The 14,970-nt window shown below is 62.4% G+C and carries 13 protein-coding genes; 5 read left to right on the top strand and 8 right to left on the bottom strand.

The annotated features are described in order from the left end of the window. Window positions 1-99: 99 nt before the first annotated feature. Entirely contained in the window at window positions 100-2,070 is a 1,971-nt protein-coding gene (locus ACGYLQ_RS14585; protein ID WP_394443582.1) for a pyridoxamine 5'-phosphate oxidase family protein, read from the top strand. Between the two features lie 1,031 nt (window positions 2,071-3,101). Then, window positions 3,102-3,515 (top strand): hypothetical protein, encoded by a 414-nt coding sequence (locus ACGYLQ_RS14590; RefSeq protein ID WP_394443583.1) that lies wholly within the window; start codon window positions 3,102-3,104, stop codon window positions 3,513-3,515. Window positions 3,516-3,661: 146 nt separating this feature from the next. On the opposite strand, the gene ACGYLQ_RS14595 is transcribed toward ACGYLQ_RS14590, so the two are convergent. Then, window positions 3,662-3,835, bottom strand: a complete 174-nt coding sequence (locus ACGYLQ_RS14595; RefSeq protein ID WP_394443584.1) for a hypothetical protein — start codon at window positions 3,833-3,835, stop codon at window positions 3,662-3,664. Between ACGYLQ_RS14595 and ACGYLQ_RS14600 the strand changes: the two genes are divergently transcribed. Continuing rightward, window positions 3,828-4,178 (top strand): hypothetical protein, encoded by a 351-nt coding sequence (locus ACGYLQ_RS14600; RefSeq protein WP_394443585.1) that lies wholly within the window; start codon window positions 3,828-3,830, stop codon window positions 4,176-4,178. The two genes, ACGYLQ_RS14595 and ACGYLQ_RS14600, sit on opposite strands and share 8 nt — an antisense overlap. Further along, the gene (locus tag ACGYLQ_RS14605; protein WP_394443586.1) at window positions 4,168-4,566 is read left to right on the top strand and encodes a hypothetical protein; all 399 of its coding nucleotides are present in this window, start codon (window positions 4,168-4,170) and stop codon (window positions 4,564-4,566) included. Before ACGYLQ_RS14600 ends, ACGYLQ_RS14605 begins: the two co-directional genes overlap by 11 nt. Before the next feature lie 626 nt (window positions 4,567-5,192). Here ACGYLQ_RS14605 and ACGYLQ_RS14610 read toward each other — a convergent pair. Next, a complete protein-coding gene (locus ACGYLQ_RS14610) occupies window positions 5,193-7,472 on the bottom strand; it encodes an adenosylcobalamin-dependent ribonucleoside-diphosphate reductase (RefSeq protein ID WP_394443587.1) in 2,280 nt (759 codons plus the stop codon). Between the two features lie 167 nt (window positions 7,473-7,639). Here ACGYLQ_RS14610 and ACGYLQ_RS14615 point away from each other — a divergent pair, with 167 nt between their 5' ends. Further along, complete coding sequence (locus ACGYLQ_RS14615; protein ID WP_067260830.1) at window positions 7,640-8,059, top strand: DUF1489 family protein; 420 nt, start codon at window positions 7,640-7,642, stop codon at window positions 8,057-8,059. Window positions 8,060-8,062: 3 nt separating this feature from the next. On the opposite strand, the gene ACGYLQ_RS14620 is transcribed toward ACGYLQ_RS14615, so the two are convergent. The 6 genes from ACGYLQ_RS14620 to ACGYLQ_RS14645 all read right to left on the bottom strand — a co-directional run bounded on the left by ACGYLQ_RS14620 (window position 8,063) and on the right by ACGYLQ_RS14645 (window position 14,935). Beyond that, the gene (locus tag ACGYLQ_RS14620; protein ID WP_394443588.1) at window positions 8,063-9,883 is read right to left on the bottom strand and encodes an AMP-dependent synthetase/ligase; all 1,821 of its coding nucleotides are present in this window, start codon (window positions 9,881-9,883) and stop codon (window positions 8,063-8,065) included. A gap of 11 nt (window positions 9,884-9,894) precedes the next feature. Further along, window positions 9,895-10,737: an ABC transporter ATP-binding protein gene (locus ACGYLQ_RS14625; protein WP_394443589.1), complete on the bottom strand. Its 843-nt coding sequence runs from the start codon at window positions 10,735-10,737 to the stop codon at window positions 9,895-9,897. A gap of 3 nt (window positions 10,738-10,740) precedes the next feature. Continuing rightward, entirely contained in the window at window positions 10,741-11,949 is a 1,209-nt protein-coding gene (locus ACGYLQ_RS14630) for an ABC transporter substrate-binding protein (protein WP_394443590.1), read from the bottom strand. A gap of 28 nt (window positions 11,950-11,977) precedes the next feature. Next, window positions 11,978-13,048, bottom strand: a complete 1,071-nt coding sequence (locus ACGYLQ_RS14635) for a branched-chain amino acid ABC transporter permease (RefSeq protein ID WP_209217201.1) — start codon at window positions 13,046-13,048, stop codon at window positions 11,978-11,980. Further along, entirely contained in the window at window positions 13,045-14,049 is a 1,005-nt protein-coding gene (locus tag ACGYLQ_RS14640; RefSeq protein ID WP_394443591.1) for a branched-chain amino acid ABC transporter permease, read from the bottom strand. Before ACGYLQ_RS14640 ends, ACGYLQ_RS14635 begins: the two co-directional genes overlap by 4 nt. Window positions 14,050-14,119: 70 nt before the next feature. After that, the gene (locus tag ACGYLQ_RS14645) at window positions 14,120-14,935 is read right to left on the bottom strand and encodes an ABC transporter ATP-binding protein (protein ID WP_209217199.1); all 816 of its coding nucleotides are present in this window, start codon (window positions 14,933-14,935) and stop codon (window positions 14,120-14,122) included. Window positions 14,936-14,970 lie beyond the last annotated feature (35 nt).

Genomic DNA, 14,970 nt, shown 5'->3' on the forward strand with positions numbered 1-14,970 from the left:
GGGAAGTGTGTTCACATGGGTCAATTCTCAGTGACAATTTATGGGGCTACCGGGTCAGTTCTCAGTGACAATCAACAGCAATGGCGGAAGGAACCGACAATGACGCAAATTCATCGGTCACATAAGGGGGAGTTGCTGCTGCAAGAACGGCGCAATACCCCCAAAGAGCTTCGGGCCGCCATTCCTCAGACCATCGACAGACACATGCCCCAACAGCATGCGGAGTTCTTTGCGGGACTGCCCTACCTGCCCCTTGCAACGCTCGACGGGCGGGGGCGTCCTTGGGTTAGCCTTCTGGTCACTATATCGGATGACACTCCATCCATCGGGATCACGATATCGGATGGCAACACAACGGATGTCATAGCCCAGGCCAACCCCTTTGACGCGTTCGCGCGGGCCTTGCAGCAAGCACCGATATCTGGCGGCGAAAAGCGTCTGTTTGCGGGCGTCGGCATAGATTTCGCCAACCGTCGGCGCAACAAGATCGCCGGAGAAATCAGCTGTGCCTCTGTTGACGCCGAAGGGAAGATACAGCTTCAGCTACTCTCCGATCAACATCTTGGGAACTGCCCGAAATACATAACCGTCCGCAGTTTAGCGCCCACTCGGCGCAAGGCCGAGGTAGCACTTGACAGCTTTGACAGTATCACCTCTGCCCTGCCCGAAGCTGCCAAAGCCGTGATTGACCGTGCAAGCACCGTCTTTCTGGCGACAAAACACATAGCAAAGGACGATGTTGCGGGCACACAGACCGATATGGGCCTGAACCATCGCGGCGGTGCGCCGGGCTTTGTCCGTATCTACGAAGAAACGGCGAATGACGAGGTCTCGACCTATCTCGTTTTGCCGGACCATTCCGGCAATCGCTTTTATCAGTCTCTGGGCAATATCGAGACGGACCCTCAGGTCGGCCTTGTCTTCCCCGATTTCGCCACGGGCGATGTGTTCTACGTCACGGGTGAGGCTGAAAACCTGTTGGACGACGAAGCAGAAGCCCTGATGCCGCGGGTGAGCTTGGCGACGCGTATCAAGGTAACTGGGGCTGTTCTGGTCAAAGAGGGGCTTGATCTGACACTCGCGTCCGAGGAGCAGCTCTCGCCCTATAATCCGCCCGTCAGACTGTTACGGAAAGAACTGGAACAGATGGGGCACGCCCCCTTGGCCGAGGCCAAGGAGGCGCTTTTTGCCACACTCGTTTCAACACAAACTCTGTCCGACAGTATCAAGACATTCAACTTCCGGCTCTCATCGCCGATCGCTGCGCCCTTGCCCGGTGGATTTGGTGCCTTTGATTTCTCGGGCCTGCTGGAACGTGGCTACAGCCACATGAACGAGGCCAACCCCCAGTTGGTGAACGAAGATTTCGTCCGAACATGGACACTTTCCAGCGCTCCGCAATTTGACCGGAATACCAATGACTTCCGAGCAACCGACCATGTCAGCGTTACCGTTAAACGCAAACCGGGTGGATTGCTGTCAAATGTGCTGCACGACAATGCCCACACACTCATCGCGAACACTCTGCCGGTCGCCTTCAAGGGAACGGGCGCCGGGTTCACCTGTTTCGCGAAAGGTCCCAGCGGCACGCCCGCGACCGTCCTGCCAAAGATGCTTTGGATCGCAGGCGGGGTTGGCATTACACCTTTCATGTCGATGTGGGACGGTATACTCCAAGTTGCAAAAGCACACCCGGATCTGGTTTCGACCGACATCGTGCTTCTGTTTGCCGGGCGTGATGACGATATCAGCGTCTTGAAGCACTTCGGGTTGCCACATGGCGCGCTACCCGGTCACGTGAAGTTCCGCATCGCTGCCTTTCAAAGCACAAGCACGTCCCCATTCGCAGCACGATCCGCTCGGACCGGTCTGCGCGAAACGCTCTCCGACAACGTACTGAGACTTGAGGAGCGACGCATGGAGAGCGATGACATTCAATCCGTTGCGGACCTGTACGAGCGTGAAGTGTTCATGTGTGGACCTGACGCATTGATAAATAGGAGCGAAACAATGCTCACTGAATCGGGCGTCGAAGGGTCTCGGCGTCACCGTGAAACATTTGTCTTCTGATTTCGTCGTCCGGCCAGAAGTGGAATTTCGTACCGGTCGCAGCATCGGTGAGTTTGTGCTCGTTCCGGCCGTCCGCCGCGCCAGGTGGAATGGCGGCACTGGGCCGGTCGCGTTCATGAGTTTCTCCCGAGATAGCACGCGGAGGCAAACCGCCCGCCGGGAGGGGGGCGGGAGGAGCCTGTAGGCAAGCGCCGGTCGCGGCACTGTGTGCGCCGACGATCCAAACCGTCACGAACCGGGGGCATCATCCGGCGTGGTCTTCTTGTTAGAATTTCCGCCTTCCGTTATCAGCGTCGGCGCGTTTCCTCTGTTCATGAAAACGAGCGCCACCGCGCTCGTGGTCGTCTCCCGTCGGTGGCCGGGACTTCGAAGACCGCCCGGGACGGCCTTCTCTGACAGACGAAATGGAACTTCGCCACGGATGCACGTCGTCGCTTCCGCTCTCGCGGATGTCATCACCTCCGGGGAGTGATCAGATCCCCGCAGCGCGCTGCGTTTTCGGTGATGCGCAACGGTTTCTCGCGAGCTTCCAGTCGTTCTGGATTTTGTGCAGCCTCCTTTCTCTTCGCTCGACCGTGCAGTCCTCGGCGGCATCCTCATGCCCGTCCGTCATACGGAAGAAATGGAACGACAGGCTCCGGACCAAAACACTTCCGTGGTCGGAAACCGAAAAAGTCAGCTCTTAGCCCCCTCTCGTGCCTCGCTCGGTTTCAGCCTGCTCCCAACGAGCCGTCCGATGGGGACGAGGATGGCGTCCTTCAGATGGGGGCACCAAGGCTCTCTGCCAGAGTAATCGATCGGCGTCACGGGGCCGATCAACGGCTCTGGTCAGAGGAAATCGGCTTCGGTCTCGAACAGAGCGGAAGTTTTTTCTTCGTGCCGCGGGCGGCTGGCCAATCTCTAAATCGAGAGACGCGAAGCAACGGCCATTCAACCCCAAGCAGGAACAAGGAACGTCACCCCAGGAAAAGACCGCGGACAGGCTTGATGCTGCCACGACCGGCAGACGCGCAACAATCAGGAGGCCCCACATGCTGCGCAAGCTCCCAACGAAGACCCTGTCCGTAGACCTGCAACTCACCGCCGTCCGCGAGTTTTTCGACAAGCACGGAGCCGCGCTGTGCAACGCCGCCGAGCTGATCGACGGCGAGGCCGGAACGGCCCGCGTGCTGCGCCTCATGTCCCGCTTGCGCGAAGCGTCGCGCCTCGAGCGGGCGACGCGACGTAGGCTCGTCGATCTGCATCGGCTCCTGTCGCTCGACCCCGTCATCGACGCGTTCGAGCCTGACCTGTCGTCTTGGATGCTCCTCGACCCTGCCAGTCCCGAAGTGGAAGAGCTCTGCCTGCTCACCGACCGGCTCTACGATCTCCTGGTCGAGATGGGAGAAATGGATGATGATCGGGACGCCCTGGCGCTCGCCCTCCTGGCTCAGGACGCGGCCTGAAGAGTGGCTTCGGCCATGCAGGGTTTGCATGGCCGGCGTCCTGCCCTCGGACCAACGCAAGGTCCGATACCCGGCCGTCAACCGCCTCGGGACATCGTTGGCGGCCGCCGAAAGAAATTTCAAGCGCAGAGCAGATTTCTTCTTCGTCAATTCAATGAACGACCAATGTTCTCGTTACCAGCACCGATGACCAGCCTTTGCCACCAACCGAAAGGACCCTGCCAACGCCCAAGGTCTCCCACGCGCCGGAACATGACGCCGAAGAATAGGCACACCAGCACCGTTTCCGCACCGCATGAAAGGGAGATCATCATGCTCAACACCACCACCTTCGACACCGCCGAGGCGCGTCTTGGCGCGGCCTACACGGTCGAGCAGCACCTCCGCCGACACGGTGCGAGCCTCTGCGACCTGCTCGACGCGCTCGATGATCCGAGCGGGTTCGCGGCGCTCTGCGATCTGCATGGTGCCTTCGGGCAGCCTATCCCGGATGCCGATGCCGTCGAGGCCGCGCTGCGCGATATCCGTCGTATCCTGGCCGACCAGGCGCCGACGTCGCTCGACAGGATCGGGCATGAGAGGGGCCTGCCAGCTTCCGACATGACCCGGTGGCATGGCGCGCGCGTCAGCGAGCTTCTCGGGCGATTCCGTCATGCCGACTGAGACCGGGGCACGCTGTGTCCTTCAGCGGGCGCGCCGGCGCCGCCTGAGCGTCCATCCCGATCAGTTCGGGATGGAGCAGGACATATGCGACGTGACGCTGTGGCTCATCGGGAAGCACAGCCTATCTCGTGTCCACGTCTGGGTGGACCGTCACTACACGCAGATCGGACGGGAGATCGCCGGCGTGACTGTCATGACTTCGCCTGCGCACCCAGCGCGGCTGACCGACGCGGCGCACGCGGCGTTTCTCGCCCTCGGCTACATGATCGACGATACGGGCGCTGATACTTACGGCCATCAGTTCTGCGACGGCCATCACTCGAGGCATGAGGCCATCCAGGCCTACGCGCGCATCGAGGGCGCGTTGCGGCGCTGGCGGTCACCATAGGGAATTCATCGGGACCTTAAAAAGGGGCGGCGCAAGCCGCCCTTTTTGCGTTCCCGGTGATGTCGGACCGGCCCAAGGCCAAAATACTGAGCCGCGCTCGCACGGCGAGAAATTGGATCCCGGTATGAAACGCCTTCGATCGATGGCCCCCACCCGCTGCCCTCCTATCTGTCGTCGCGGAGAAAAATCAGTCGACCGACCACGGTCGGAGCATGCCGCCTGACACTTGAGATTGCAGCGCTTAGTTCTTCGCGCCCCTGAAGTCATGGCAGGTTCCTGGACTGCCAGCGTAGCTTGGATACGAGAAGGTCCTTACGCGCAGGACAGCGTGACAAAGGTCCGCACACTTGGAATAGCGCTTTCGATCCGTGTTTTCCGCCAGATGCAACGCGAGCACGAAGGATCATCCTTGCGAGAAAATTTTTGAAAACCCTTTTGGCCGCGTGACTCCCGGAACCATCTTCCTCGGGACAGAGTCGAACCCTGCACCCAAGGTGCAGGCTCGAAATACGCGAAAACCGGGCATTTCCGCCCGGTGGTCACGTTATGCTTATCAGAATGGCCAAAAAACCACCCAAAAAGGACAATTAGTCCTTTCAGTTACACCACACATAAGGCGCGTTTGATCACCCACACTTACTATGCCCGCAGCTCCCGCAGGTCATGCAGCCCTCGATCATCCGCATGTCAAACTGACCGCAAGACGGGCAGGACTTGCCGCGCGGGGCGTCGAGGCCCACGACCTTCGCCTGCGGGTCGGTCTTCAGACCCATGCCCTCGCCCGCGATAAAGCCGGTGGCGATCATGTGGCGCTCGATCACGCCGCCGATGGCCGCGAGGATCGAGGGGATGTATTTGCCCTGCATCCAAGCCCCGCCGCGCGGGTCGAAGACGGCTTTCAGTTCTTCCACCACGAAGGAGACATCTCCGCCACGGCGGAACACGGCCGAGACCATGCGGGTCAGCGCCACGGTCCAGGCGAAATGCTCCATGTTCTTGGAGTTGATGAAGACCTCGAAGGGACGGCGGTGGCCGTTCAGCACGATGTCGTTGATGGTGATGTAGAGCGCGTGCTCGCTATCGGGCCATTTAACCTTGTAGGTGTTGCCCTCCAACTCGGCGGGGCGGTCCAGCGGGTCGGACATATAGACGATCTCGCCGCCTTCGCTGACCTGATCGGGGCTGTCGGCGGGGGCCTTGTCGCTCTTCTCGGAAGAGACGCTCAGGACCGAACCGGTCACATCGTTGGGGCGATAGGTGGTGCAGCCTTTGCAGCCCGTGTCCCACGCCTGCATGTAGACGTCCTTGAAGGCATCAAAGGAGATGTCCTCGGGGCAGTTGATGGTCTTGGAGATCGAACTGTCGATCCATTTCTGCGCCGCGGCCTGCATCTTGACGTGGTCGGCGGGCGGCAGGGTCTGGGCGTTGACGAAATAGTCGGGCAGCGGCGCGTCACCTTTGAGCTCGCGCCACATCTGCACGGCGTAGTCGACGACCTCTTCCTCGGTCCGGCTGCCGTCTTTTTGCAGCACCTTGCGGGTGTAGGCATAGGCAAAGACCGGCTCGATCCCCGAGGACACGTTGCCCGCGTAGAGGCTGATCGTGCCGGTGGGCGCGATGGAGGTCAAAAGCGCGTTGCGGATGCCATGCTCGCGGATCGCTTCGCGCACGTCATCGTCCATCTGCTGCATGGTGCCGGAGGCGAGGAACTTCTCGGCATCGAAAAGCGGGAAGGCCCCCTTCTCTTTCGCCAGGTCCACGCTCGCCAGATAGGAGGCGCGGGCGATGGCTTTGAGCCATGCCTCAGTCTGCGCCGCCGCCTCATCAGAGCCGTAGCGCAGGCCGACCATCAACAGCGCATCGGCAAGGCCGGTGACGCCCAGACCGATGCGGCGCTTGTTCTGCGCCTCGGCAGCCTGTTCGGGCAGTGGGAAGTTCGACACATCGACCACATTGTCCATCATGCGAACAGCGGTGGCGACCAACTCGCTCATCGCGTCTTGGTCGAGATGGGCGTCGTCCTCGAAAGGCTGGGCGACCAGACGGGCAAGGTTGATCGAGCCCAGAAGGCAGGCGCCATAGGGCGGCAGCGGCTGCTCACCGCAGGGGTTGGTGGCGGCGATCGTCTCGCAATAGTTCAGGTTGTTCGCAGCGTTGATGCGGTCGATGAAGATCACACCCGGCTCGGCGTAATCATAGGTCGCCTGCATGATCTTGTTCCACAGATCGCGCGCCTGCACGGTCTTGTAGACCTTGTCGCCAAAGACGAGGTCCCAGGACCCATCGGCCTTCACGGCCTCCATGAAGGGGTCGGTGACCAGCACGGACATGTTGAACATGCGCAGACGGGCGGGATCGGATTTGGCGGCGATGAAATCCTCCACATCCGGGTGGTCGCAACGCATGGTCGCCATCATCGCACCGCGGCGGGAGCCTGCGGACATGATGGTGCGGCACATGGCGTCCCAGACGTCCATGAAGGACAGCGGGCCGGAGGCGTCCGCCGAGACACCCAGCACATCCGCGCCGCGCGGGCGGATGGTGGAGAAGTCATAGCCGATTCCCCCGCCCTGCTGCATGGTCAGCGCGGCCTCTTTCAGCATGTCGAAGATGCCGGACATGCTGTCGGGCACGGTGCCCATGACGAAGCAGTTGAACAGCGTCACGCGGCGCGCGGTGCCGGCGCCTGCGGTGATGCGGCCCGCGGGGAGGTATTTGAAATCCTCCAGCGCGTTGAAAAACTTGTCTTCCCAGACCTCCGCCTTCGATTCGACCTGCGCGAGGTCTCGGGCGATGCGGCGCCATGTGTCCTCCACCGTGACGTCCTTCGGGGTGCCATCGGCCCCTTTAAAACGGTATTTCATATCCCAGATTTGTTCGGCGATCGGGGCGGTAAAGCGGGACATGAGGTAACTCCTGAGGTCAGTGGCAGGGGCTCTTATTAGCTAGGCTCTGCGTGAGAGAAAACCGGAAAGTTACGTCCCATCATACAAGAATTTGCATGTGATTGAAATCCAACTACCTTATATGGCGTGGATCAAAGGAATCGCTGGGGGGCGATGTGACCGGCAAAATGAACCTGATAAAGCTTTCGGTCGGCACCGAAGGCGTCGAAAGCCTCGCCAAATGGCAGGCGCGCAAGGACGTGCGCACGCATGACGGGCTGCCGCGCCATGTGACCCGCATGTGGCCCAAGCGCGAGGCCGAGATTCTCAACGGCGGCTCGATTTACTGGGTCATCAAGGGCGTGATCCAAGCCCGCCAGCGCATCGTCCGGCTGGAGGAGGTCACCCGCGCCGACGGCATCCGCCGCTGCGCCATCGTGCTGGACCCCGAGATCATCCGGACCCAGAACAGCCTGCGCCGCGCCTTCCAAGGTTGGCGCTACCTCAAGCCCGAGGATGCCCCGCCCGACCTGCCCGAGGGCCGCGAGGCCGAGGCGGAACTGCCCGTGGAATTGAACCGCGCCCTGGCCGAGATCGGCGTGCTCTGAGCCTCAGTCTGCGTAGAGCGCCTCGATCTGATCCCCGTAAAGCTCGTAGACCTTGGCCCGGCGCACCTTCATCGTCGCGGTCACCTCGCCGTCGTCGTGATCAAGCTCCTTGCGCATCAGCCAGACCTTCTTGACCTGTTCGACCCGCGCCAGATCGCGGTTCTGCTTGGCCACCTCCGCGTCGATCAATTCCTGCACCTTAGGGTGCTCGGCCAGCGAGCGGAAGGTGGTATAGGCGATCCCCTGCCCCTCGGCCCAGAGCCGGACCGTATCCATGTCGATCTGCACCAGTGCTGTCACATAGGGCCGCTTGTCGGCCACGGCGACGACCTCCTTGATGAAGGGGCTGGCCTTGATGACATTCTCGATATGCGCGGGCGCGAGGTTCTTGCCCGCGGCATTGATCATGATGTCCTTCTTACGGTCAATCAGCGTGATCGAACCGTCGGCCTCCTCTCGCCCCACATCGCCGGTGTGCAGCCAGCCGTCACGGAGCGTTTCGGCGGTGGCCTTGGGGTTCTTGTAATAGCCCTTGAAGATGGTCCCGCCCGAGAACAGCACCTCGCCATCCTCGGCGATCCGGGTGCGCACCCCGCTGACCGGGAAGCCGATGCGCCCGTCGCATTGGCCCCATGAGCGCTGGATCGTGCCCACGCCCGAGGTTTCGGACATGCCCCAAGCTTCGCGGATATTCACGCCGATTCCGCGCATGAAACCTAAGAGCTCGGCGCTGATCGGCGCGGCGGCGGAGATCGCAAAGGTCGTCCGCCCAAGGCCAAGATAGCTGCGGATATGACGGTAGATCAGCGCGTCCCAGAAGGCATGGGCCAGCCGGTCCCCGGCGCTCCATTTGTCGCGTCGGATCATGCCGCGCCGCTGCGCGCCCTTCAGCGCCATCAGCGTCATCGGCCCCTTGATCCTTCCGGCGGTCTGCGCCTGCACCAACACGCCCGCCTGCATCTTTTCCCAGATCCGCGGCACGCCGAAGAAGACCTGCGGCGCGACCTCCCGCAGATCGAGCGTGATGGTCCGAAGGCTCTCGCCGAAGTTCATCACGAATTGCTGCGCCAGCCCGTTGATCACCGTCACCGCCTGTTCCGCGATGTGGCACAGAGGCAGGTAGCTCAGCACATCCGTCCCGGGCGGGTAGTCGCCGAAGACATCCCGCGCCACGCCCACGCCCGCGTGGATGTTGCCATAGGAAATCTCCGCCGCCTTGGGCAGCCCGGTGGAGCCGGAGGTGAAGACCATCATGGCGGTGTCGTCGGGCTCGATCCCCGCCTGCCGCGCGCGCAGGTCGTCGGCAAGTTCCGCCAGCCGCGCCCGGCCCCGGTCGAGCAGGTCATCGAAACTGATCAGCCCCAGCAGATCCTCGCCCCGCGTGCCCTTGGGGTTGAAAATCACCAGCTGACGCAGCTGCGGCACCCGGTCGCCCAATTCCTTGATCTTGTCGAGCTGTTCCTGATCCTCGATGAACAGCACCGTGCTGTCCGAGGCGTTGATCAGATGTTCCAGTTCCGCCGCAGGGCTGGTGGGATACATGCCCACGACCACGCCCGCCGCCGCGTTGATGCCGAACTGCGCCTGCACCCATTCGCTGCGGTTCTCGCTCAGGATGCCGACGTGATCGCCCGCCTTCAGACCCAGATCGACAAGCCCTGCCGCTGCCGCCTGCATGATCTCCTGCAGACCCGCCCAGGTGATCTCGTTCCAGATGCCGAATTCCTTTTGCCGCATCGCCACCCCGTCGGGGCGGTTCTTGGCATGGTTGTGCACCATGCGCACCAGCGGCGCGAAATCGCCCTTGAACTCGTCGAATGCCATCACGGGCCTCCCTAGCTGAGCCAGCGTTTGCGGCGCTTGTAATGCTTCACGTCGCGGAAGGACTGCCGCGCGCCGCCCTCCTCGCCCATGCCGAGGTAGAAGGACTGGATGTCCTTGTCCCCACGCAGCTTCTCCACATCGCCTTCCATGACGATCTGGCCGCTTTCCATGATGTAACCGTAGTCGGCCACCGAAAACGCCACGCCCGCGTTCTGCTCCACCAGCAGGATCGCGGTGCCGTCCTCTTGGTTCAGCCGCTTGATCGTGTCGAAAATCTCAGCCACCACCTTGGGCGCCAGCCCCAGCGACGGCTCGTCCATCAGGATCAACTCGGGCCGCGCGATCATCGCCCGGCCAAAGGCCAGCATCTGCTGCTCCCCGCCCGACAGATAGCCCGCGATCTGCCGCCGCCGCTCCTTCAGCCGCGGGAAGAAAGCATAGACCTTGTCGTAATCCGCCTTCGCCTGCCGCCGGTCCAGCGCGTAGGAGGCGGCGATCAGATTGTCCTCCACCGTCATCTCGCTGAAGATCCGCCGCCCCTCGCGTACATGGAACAGCCCCTGCTGCACCAGACGGTCGGGCTGGATCGACATGATCGACTGCCCCTTGAAGGAGATCCGCCCCTCGCCCACCTCGCCGTTCTCGAGGCCAAGCAGGTTGCTCGCCGCCTTCAGCGTCGTGGTCTTGCCCGCGCCATTGGTGCCCAGAAGCGTGACGATTTTACCGTCCGGCACCTCAAGCGACAGCCCGCGCAGCGCCTGCACCGTGTGGTGATAGGTCACTTCGATGTTCTCGATGGTCAGCACGGGCGCTCCTTTCTCTAGGGTGTGGGGCGCCCGCGGGACGCCCCGCATTTATCAAACGGTGAACCAGTCCGATTTCGGCGTGAACAGCCCGTCCTCGGGGTTGTAGCCATAGACGCGGCCGGTCCCGATGGCGTTGTTCTCCATGCTCACGGGCCCGCCGAAGAAGCCGCCCGAATCCCAGTTTGAGATGCCCGAAAGCTTCTCGGCGATATTGTCCGGCGTCAGCTCCAACCCGGCCTCGGCGGTGTCGCGGAAGGCCTTCATGGCGATCTCCAGCCCGCACATGGTCTGGATCGCCCATGTCGACATGTAGTTCTCCAGAGGCGTGCCCGCGAACATCTGCTTGCTGAGTTCGGCATACTGCTGGTAGCGCGGCGCGTCTTCGCGGTCGTAGAAATAGCGGTAGGGCATGACGCCTTCGTAGCCCGCAAGGAAGGGCCCGGCCTCGGCGGTGATGCGGTCGGCGATCAGTTTTTCCATGCCCCAGAAGGTGCCCTTGAACTTGACCGGCAGGCCGAATTGCCGCGCGCCGCCGATGAGCTGCGGCCAGACGCCGGTGACATAGCCCTGCAGGATGCAGTGATCCGCACCGGATTGCGCCAGCTTGGTGACATGGGTCGGGATGTCGGCGCCCTCGGCCTTGGTGCTTTCCTCCAGCACGACCTCGAGGCCAAGCTCCTCGGCGGTCTTGCGGCCATGCTCGATGGGATCGCGCCCGAACTCGGTGTTGGAGAAGATGAAGGCCACCTTCTGCCCGCCCTCGTTCTTGATGTTCTGCAGCAGGATATCGAACTGGCTCTGATAGGTCGGCCCCGAGAGATACTGGTAGGGGTGCGTCTCGGGGTTGGCGAGTTCCGAGGCAAAGGAGGTCGAGCCCATGATGCGGGCGTTCTCGCCCTTGAGTTCAGGCGCGATCAGCTTCATCGCGCCGGTGCTGTCGGCGAAATAGCCGATCATGTTCTTGCCCTCCGAGGCCAGCGCGCGCTGGTAGTTATTGAGCGCGTTCTGCGGCACATAGCCCGAATCCTCGGTGACGAAGCGGATGGGCACACCCGCCACGCCGCCCTCGTCGTTGAACAGTTTCGCGGCCATGGCGAAGGCAGGCGCGACCAACTGCCCCGCCGTGGCGAAGGGCCCGGTGAGCGGCAGCGAGGCGCCGAGCACATATTCCTTGGGCTGGGCACGCAGGATCATCGGCGTGCCGACGACCGCGGTGGCGGCAGCCGTGGTGGCGAGGAAGGATCGGCGGTTCATGGTCATCTGTCTTCTCCCTGATGTGGCCTTTTGATTACCCGCGCGCAAACGGCCAACGGTTTGCGGCGCGCAGGATGCGGTCGACGATCTGGTTGATGCCCAAGGGCTCCTTGAGCAGGAACAACACCAGCAGCACGCCGAAGGCGATCTGCTGCAGGGGCGCGCGCAGCTGCCCCGCCCCGGCGCTGTCCCCGGCCAGCGCGCCAAAGAGCACCTTGATCAGCTCGGGCACCATGACGACGATGATAACGCCGAAGACCGGCCCCATCGTGCGCCCCATGCCCCCGATGATCAGCGCCGCCACGAGGTTGAGCGAGAGCGCCAGTTCGAACTGCTCGGGCAGGATGCGAGCGTAGAAATAGGCGAAAAGCGCCCCGGCAAGGCCGCAGTAGGCCGCCGAGAGGGCAAAGCTCATCAACTTGTAGCGTAGAAGCGAGATGCCGAGGATCTCGGCAGAATAGTCACGGTCGCGGATCGCGATGAAGGCACGGCCCACCCGGGTGCGGATCAGGTTCTGCGCCGCAAGTAGCGAGATCAGCCCCACCACTGCGATCAGGCCGAACATCTCGCGCTTGGTATCCAGCTCCCAGCCCAGCAGGTTGGGCACGTTGGTGTTGAGCCCCACCATGCCGCCGGTCCAGGGGGCAAAGAGGTCTTCCTCGATCAGGAAGATCACGATGAAATTCGCCGCCAGCGTCGCCACGGCGAGGTACAGCCCCTTGACCCGTAGGCTTGGCAGGCCGACCAGCACGCCCACCGCCGCCGCCAGCGCTACAGCCAAGGGCACCGAGACAAAGGGCATCAGCCCCGCCGGGATCACCCCCGCCCCGAGGTTGCCGAAGATCGTCACCGCATAGGCGCCGATGGCGACGAAAGCACCGTGGCCCAGCGACACCAGACCAGTATAGCCCGTCAGGATGTTGATCCCCACAACCGCGATCAGCAGGATGCCCATCTGGCTCGCGATCAGGATGAGGTAGTCGTTGCCGAACAGCGTGAAGAGCACGAGCGCAAGGATCGACCCGTAAACGAAGGCCTGTTTGTAGCGGTTGTTCAGCACCCGCTCGTCGGCGGCATAGCTGGACTTCAGATTGGCGTTGATCATATCCGCTCGACCTCCTTTTGCCCCATCAGCCCGTGCGGCCGCCAAATCAGCACCACCAACACGGTGACGTAAGGCACGATCTCGGCCCAGCCGCCGCCCATCTGCCACTGGGTCATCGCTTCGAGCACGCCCACGACCATCGCGGCGATCAGCACGCCCACATAGCTATCCAGCCCGCCCATCAGCACGATCGCCAGAACCGAGAAGCCAAAGAGCCCGAGGCTCGGCGAAATGCCGTTGCGGGTGGCGAGGATCGCCCCCGCGATGGCCCCGGTGGTGCTGGCCAGCACCCAGGCGCGGGAAAAGACCTTGGGCACCGAGATGCCCATGGAATAGGCGGTGGATTGGTCCTCGGCCGTGGCGCGGATGGCGATGCCGCCCTTGGTGAACTTCACGAAGGCGACGATGCCACCAAACAGCAGCAGCGCCACGGCCATGTTCACCAGATCGGTGCCGAAAAGGAAGATCATCGTGCCAAACAGTTCGAACCGGATCGGCATGTTAGGCGCGATATAGGGCACGGAGGCGGCATCCGCCGTCCAAATCAACTGCGCCGCGCCCGACAGGATTGAGATTAGGCCGACCGTCACCATGATCATGGCAAAGATCGACTGCCCCATCAGCGGGCGCATCAGCACCCGCTCGATCACCCGGCCGAGGATCGCGTTGCAGACCAGCGCCCCCGCCAGCCCCAAGAGGATGCGCGGCAGGTTCGCCACCCAGTCGAGCACTGCCGCCACAGGGGAGAACATCGGCAAATCGCCCCGCATCTCGACCATCCAGCCGGGCTGCCATGAGGCCAGCCAGCCGGGCGCCCAAGGTTGCGCGGGGACGATCACGGCGAAGGTGAAATAGAAATAGGCCCCGAACATGATCAGGTAGCCATGGGCGAAATTCACCACCTTGGTGGCCTTGTAGACGCTCACGATCCCCACGGCGATCAGCGCGTAGATCGCCCCGGCCATCAGCCCGTTGATCGCAAACTGCACGAACTGCCCCATCAGAGCGCCTCCCTTTCCTTAGCTTCGGAATTTTTCAAAAATTCCGGGCCGATTTCTTTCAAAGAAATCGTCATGCCGCGGCCCCCAGATAGGCTTCAATCACCGCCGGGTTGTTGGAGACCTCCTCGGGCGTGCCGCTGGCGATCTGCTGGCCGAAGTTCAGCACGACGATGCGGCTACAGATGTCCATCACCATGTGCATGTCGTGTTCCACCAGCAGGATCGTGGTGCCGAATTGCTCCTGCACGTCGAGGATGAAGCGCGCCATGTCGGCGGTCTCCTCGCGGTTCATGCCCGCCACCGGCTCGTCCAGCAGCAGCACGCGCGGGCGCATCGCCAATGCACGGCCCAGTTCGACCCGTTTTTGCAGGCCGTAGGGCAGCATGGTGATGGGATATTTGCGGATGTGGTCGATCTCGAGAAAATCAATCACCTGTTCCTCGATCTCGCGGCGCAGCTCCAACTCGGCCTTCTGCGCCGCGCCGAAATAGCGCAGCGCCTGCCAGACATTGGTTTTGAGCCGCGTGTGGCCGCCGAGTTTGATGTTGTCGAGCACGGTCATGCCGCGAAACAGCGCGATGTTCTGGAAGGTCCGCGCGAGGCCAAGGCCCGCGCGCTTGTCGGGGCTGAGCGTCGTGATATCCTGACCATCAAAGGACACGCTGCCTCGGTCGGGCCTGTAAAACCCTGAAATCGCATTGAAAAGTGAGGTTTTGCCCGCGCCGTTGGGGCCGATCACCCCGGTAATCTCTCCGGCCTTGGCTTCGAAATTCACCCCCTGCAGCGCCTTGATGCCGCCAAAGGACAGATGCAAATCCTCAACCCTCAGCAATCGCCCACTCCCATGCGGCGACGGCTGCGGCCCCCCGCAAGGGGCGCGTGACATCCGATCATCGACGGATCCTCCCTATGTCCCGACCC

The organism is Sulfitobacter sp. 1A12779 (assembly GCF_043557315.1).
Lineage (GTDB): Bacteria > Pseudomonadota > Alphaproteobacteria > Rhodobacterales > Rhodobacteraceae > Sulfitobacter > Sulfitobacter faviae.

Bases quoted from the DNA above. Each gene is read 5' to 3' on its own strand.
- ACGYLQ_RS14600 (WP_394443585.1), top strand. From the start codon at position 3,828: ATGCTCAACACCACCACCTTCGACACCGCCGAGGCGCGTCTTGGCGCG.
- ACGYLQ_RS14615 (WP_067260830.1), top strand. From the start codon at position 7,640: ATGAACCTGATAAAGCTTTCGGTCGGCACCGAAGGCGTCGAAAGCCTC.
- ACGYLQ_RS14640 (WP_394443591.1), bottom strand. From the start codon at position 14,049: ATGGGGCAGTTCGTGCAGTTTGCGATCAACGGGCTGATGGCCGGGGCG.
- ACGYLQ_RS14590 (WP_394443583.1), top strand. From the start codon at position 3,102: ATGCTGCGCAAGCTCCCAACGAAGACCCTGTCCGTAGACCTGCAACTC.
- ACGYLQ_RS14645 (WP_209217199.1), bottom strand. From the start codon at position 14,935: ATGTCACGCGCCCCTTGCGGGGGGCCGCAGCCGTCGCCGCATGGGAGT.
- ACGYLQ_RS14635 (WP_209217201.1), bottom strand. From the start codon at position 13,048: ATGATCAACGCCAATCTGAAGTCCAGCTATGCCGCCGACGAGCGGGTG.
- ACGYLQ_RS14620 (WP_394443588.1), bottom strand. From the start codon at position 9,883: ATGGCATTCGACGAGTTCAAGGGCGATTTCGCGCCGCTGGTGCGCATG.
- ACGYLQ_RS14585 (WP_394443582.1), top strand. From the start codon at position 100: ATGACGCAAATTCATCGGTCACATAAGGGGGAGTTGCTGCTGCAAGAA.
- ACGYLQ_RS14625 (WP_394443589.1), bottom strand. From the start codon at position 10,737: ATGCGGGGCGTCCCGCGGGCGCCCCACACCCTAGAGAAAGGAGCGCCC.
- ACGYLQ_RS14605 (WP_394443586.1), top strand. From the start codon at position 4,168: ATGCCGACTGAGACCGGGGCACGCTGTGTCCTTCAGCGGGCGCGCCGG.
- ACGYLQ_RS14630 (WP_394443590.1), bottom strand. From the start codon at position 11,949: ATGACCATGAACCGCCGATCCTTCCTCGCCACCACGGCTGCCGCCACC.
- ACGYLQ_RS14610 (WP_394443587.1), bottom strand. From the start codon at position 7,472: ATGTCCCGCTTTACCGCCCCGATCGCCGAACAAATCTGGGATATGAAA.